The organism is Chamaesiphon sp. OTE_20_metabat_361 (assembly GCF_031364565.1).
Window position 1 is genome coordinate 1 of sequence record NZ_JANLWO010000744.1, and the last position, 2,962, is coordinate 2,962.

General features: G+C 50.0%; 2 protein-coding genes. Both read right to left on the reverse strand.

The window, feature by feature from the left end; all coding sequences use genetic code 11:
* Positions 1 to 213: 213 nt before the first annotated feature.
* Positions 214 to 2,082: a phosphodiester glycosidase family protein gene (locus RMO35_RS21150; RefSeq protein ID WP_309743973.1), complete on the reverse strand. Its 1,869-nt coding sequence runs from the start codon at positions 2,080 to 2,082 to the stop codon at positions 214 to 216.
* A 152-nt stretch (positions 2,083 to 2,234) separates the two neighbouring features.
* On the reverse strand, positions 2,235 to 2,962 hold a 728-nt coding region (locus tag RMO35_RS21155; RefSeq protein WP_309743975.1), incomplete at its 5' end, for a tetratricopeptide repeat protein.

A 2,962-nucleotide genomic window follows, 5' to 3' on the forward strand; every position in this document is an offset into this window, starting at 1 on the left:
CGAGCAACCAACGTTCAAAAATGTTTTTTTAGTGTCTGTTGCGCTCATTTGCATCTGATTACGAAGGGAAATCGGGGTTTTAAATTTAAGGGGCGATCGTTAGTCAGCTAGCGATCGCCTTTTTGTTTAGGAGATGGGAGATGGGAGATGGGAGATGGGAGATGGGAGAGGGTAGAGTACAAAACCTAAACCCTAAAACCTAAAGCCTAAAACCTAGGGTTCGATCGAGATGCCCAGTGCATTATGAACTCGCGCGGCGGTAGCAGAGGCACGATCGATTAATTGTCCGCCGAGGTAGAGGCTGGTAGAACTCCCACCATCGAGGTTGAGGGCATCTATGGCACCCATTTGTTGAAGGAGTCGCGCCATTTCTGCGAGGGTGGGGCCTTTACCGCCTGGATTGGGGTGGACGGCGACGAGGATAATATTACCAGTGGCGGTGCTGCCGATCGCGCTGCGGACTGCGGCTTCTTTGCTGAAGTTCGCGCTGAAGTTTTCACCTTTGGCATCGAGGACGATTTGGCTCGATTTTACCAGCCAGGGGCCTGCCGCGATAATCTGGGAGTAGGTATCGAATTCTGGCGGGGTAAGCTGACGTTGCAAGCTCAGGGTGGTGCCGATCGGGAGGCTTCCAGACAGCTCTGGCTGCCCTCTCAAGGCGAGTAAATAACCATTAGTAGGGATTGGGATGTTAATGCTGCCGAGCGCATTACCGGGGGTAATTTGGGTGACTCGATTGAGTTGGACTGTAAAAATCAGTTCGTTAGCCTGCATTGGCGTGTAGGTAGTCCCCCAGTCAGTCGTATATCGACCGATGCCCGCTTGGACGTAGGCACTATTGAGGGCAAGAATTGGCAACTGTGTGCCGTTGGCAGTTATCGCGGTTTCTTGCATTTTCAGACGGGCGATCTGCATCTTGCCTTTATCGTTCCAACCGATCGCGCCGCGATTTAAGATCGGACTGGACAACCATTTCCCGTCGCGTTTGAGAGCGCCGAGGGGCATCCGATTATTGCGATTGAAATAGCCCCCATTGATGGCGGCGGCAAATTGAGTGGTGGGGGCAAATTTAATCAGATGATTGGTACCGACGAGATTTGGTTCGAGGGCTAGCATCGATCGAAACTTAATGCCTTTTTGGCGCGGATCGATTTCCAGATAGCTCACGGGGAAATTAGTCGCGCCCAATTTCACCCACTTTTGTCGCCATTTGAGTCCTGGTGCCCATTTTATCTCGCGATCGGGAATGGTGGCAAGATTGGAGTTAATACTCACTTCGAGACTAGTTGGCGACAATAATTTTGTCCTCGCCCGCTGTCCTTTGACGATCGGAAATTGAATAATTGTTTGATTTTTACTGCTGGTGACTTTGTATTCTAATTTCTTAGCTGTCGGATCGTCATCGGGGTCGAGATTGGTGTCGAAAGTTGGCGGCGGGGCATTAAATTGGGCGAGTAATTTTGGGTCGGCAATTGCTTCGATCGTCAGATAACCTTCGGTAGGTGTTTGGCTGAGTTTCCAGGGTGTATGTCGATCTAGGGTGACGGTGATTTTGTCGTTTTTAGGGATATTTTCGCGGCGGACATTGACGACTCTAGTCGCTGGTGTATTGAGTTGCAGTTTAGTCCCGACGATCTGCCATTGCCATCCGCTCTGTTTGGCGAGATCGGTAATATCTAGATAGCGATATTGACGGCTGAGTTTGGCATTTATACTCACTGGTGTCGTTGGCGTAGCCTCCGCTTTGCGGAATCGAGTGGTGCCATACCAATCGACGGGCTGGGTTTGATAATTACTATTACTAAATAACTCTACCCCGAGCTGGCGATCGAGAGCTGTATCGCTAATTCCCAACCGCAAACCATTGCTAGTTTGCCATTGTCCCCAGGGGACATTTAGAGTTTTACCATTGAGGAATATTTCAGTACCTTGACTGACAAAATTGGTGGTAGATTTATTCCTAGTGACTCGATCGACTGGAATGGGTGGGAGATCTGCCTGGGCAATTTTAGCTAAGGAAAAGCTGGCAGCTAAGTTAGTTATAATCGCAATACTAATAAGCCAAAATCTCTGGTAATTCATCAGCGGTAAGGTAATGGGTAATGAGTAAGAGGTAAGAGGTAATGGGTAAGAGGTAAGAGGTAAGAGGTAATGGGTAATGGGTAATGGGTAATGGGTAATGGGTAATGGGTAATGGGTAATGGTACAATCTCCCAGTCCCCCAGTCCCCTCATCTACTGATTCAAGAAACTAATATCGTCGATTAATCCATCAGGAGCGCTGAGGGCGTATTGCCGAGCTAAGGTATTGTCTAGTTTAGCTTGGGCTGTGTTCCCTAGTGCTTGATGCGCCTGCGATCGAGCGCGATAAGCGGCGGCGATTTTGGGATTCAAAATGAGGGCGCGATTGAGTGCGAATAATCCCTGTCGATAATCGCCTGTTGCTACTAATAATTGACCTAGTACAGATTGTGCGCCAGGGGATTGGGGGGCAATTTGTACCGCTCTGCGGGCGAAGTTGAGGGCGGCGAGGGGGTTGTTTTGGGCTTTGCGCGTCAGTGCCAAATTGGTATACGCGTAATAGAGATTGGGATCGAGTGAGATCGCGCGTTCGAGATCGGCGGCGGCGATGCTGTAATTACCTAGTCGGGTAGCCACTAAACCCCGAATCGTCAGCGCCATCGCATTATTCGGTGCTAATGACACGGCACGATCGCAGACTCCTAGCGCCTCACCCTGTTTGCCAAACTCGCTGAGCAAGAAGCATTTACCAGCATAGGCGATTGCCGATTTGGGATCGCTGGCAATCGCTAGATCGGCATCGGCTAACGCCGCGCCGATCCGCTTGTTCATAAAATTGGCAGAAGATCTGGCGAGATAAGCCTTGGTGTAGCGAGGATTGAGCTTAATTGCTTCATTCATTGCCTCGATCGAACCGCCGATATTACCGCGATTGAAGCGAT